This is a genomic window from Microcoleus sp. N3A4 (assembly GCF_036701805.1).
Classification (GTDB): Bacteria; Cyanobacteriota; Cyanobacteriia; order Cyanobacteriales; family Microcoleaceae; genus Microcoleus.
The window spans coordinates 1-1,488 of record NZ_JAUBRJ010000177.1 but is presented as its reverse complement, the minus strand read 5'-3'; the positions used below and the strand labels follow the sequence as shown (position 1 = coordinate 1,488).

Here is a 1,488-nt window from a genome sequence, read left to right as displayed (position 1 = left end):
CAATACGGTTCAGTTAAGGCTATGCAGTGCTTAAAACAATAAATACAGGAGGATTCATTATGATTCCAGTACCTCTGTGTTTAACTTGTTTAGACCGAAATTTTGAGACAGGTTTTTTCACGACTCTGGGGTTGTTTCTCTGAACCCTTTCAGGTAGAACTTGATCGAGAATCTCCAAAGTTAACCAATTAAAAAAAAAGGAACTTCCTGTGGTTGTAACCGCTGAAATTTTGGGAGAGCGCGACGAATAACTCGTAGTGTTCCAGTAAAAGAAAGACGCAATGGTGAAACACATGCGCTGCTTGCTGCTTGAAAAATTAATGACCTTACAGCTCTTCGGTCCTAGTAGTAAACCATAAATTTCTTGTACCACCTCAAGAGGCTTTTGAGAACGAATATGAGTTTTTCGTCCTAATAAATGTACTTTCAGTTCATCAATCGTATTCTCAACTTCCCAACGTTGATGATATTCACAGGCAAGGAACTGGGCAGGAAATTTTTCCGCGTCCAACAAGCTGGTAATTAAACGATATCTAATTTGTGCTTCGGGGCGTTCTGGATGCTCAATTGTGTACTCAATTACTCTTACTTGTATTGGCTTAAATCCTTTTTTTCTTAACTTGCCAGATGGATAAATCCAACTTAAATATGAACCATCATCTAGTTGTGTTTCGTTTAAGAATTTAACGTTGGATGGAATTCGCCCCAAATACTCACAACCTTTACTGAATGTGGCTTCTACCATCGCGTAAGAATGTAAACCTCTATCCCACATCAATAACATTCCCTCTGCCACTGAGCGTAACAATTTTAACGCTCTTACTCTTTCTCCTATTTTATATGGACACATTAAGGCATCAAATATTAAATGTGTTCCTGCCTCTACTAAAATCACTAATCTAGCTTTGGGGAACGCCGCTCTCGTACCCGGACGGCTACCTGGACGACCAAAAACTCTGGCATTTTCATCACTATCTGGGAGGTCTAAGCAGGTTCCGTCTATCACTACGACTCTGAGTTCGTTGATAAAAGCTCCTACTGTTTCAACTGTAGCCATTGGTCGTACTAAGGAATGAAACAACTGTCTCATCACGCCCGCTCCTAATCTTTGTCTGGCTTGAGTAATTGCCGATTTACAGGGAAATCGCCAATATTTACCAATTTTTATCCATGCTTCATTAAGACCATCAATTAAATTTTTTAAGACATCCCGCATTGAATCTTTTGACCACAGACTCATGGCGATTACCAGACACACTACCAGTTGTGCTGGCAGGACACGATGACGTTTCTCTTCAACATTTGTTTTCGCAATAGCTTGTTCGATGGCACTTGCTGGAATTGCTATCTCTATGGCCTTGAATATCTCCTTACTTGGGATTTTGGGAGATACTAATGAGAATTCTTTGAGATGCACGTTAACTTGCTCTCCTTTTGTGGACACCATACCTAATTTACCACGGTTTGAGCCTTAACTGAACCGTATTG

1 pseudogene is annotated in these 1,488 nt (G+C 40.3%); it reads right to left on the bottom strand.

Going from position 1 to position 1,488, the window contains the following annotated elements:
- Nucleotides 1-180 precede the first annotated feature (180 nt).
- Nucleotides 181-1,327: pseudogene (locus QUA56_RS36565) on the bottom strand (IS4 family transposase).
- Between the last annotated feature and the right edge of the window lie 161 nt (nt 1,328-1,488).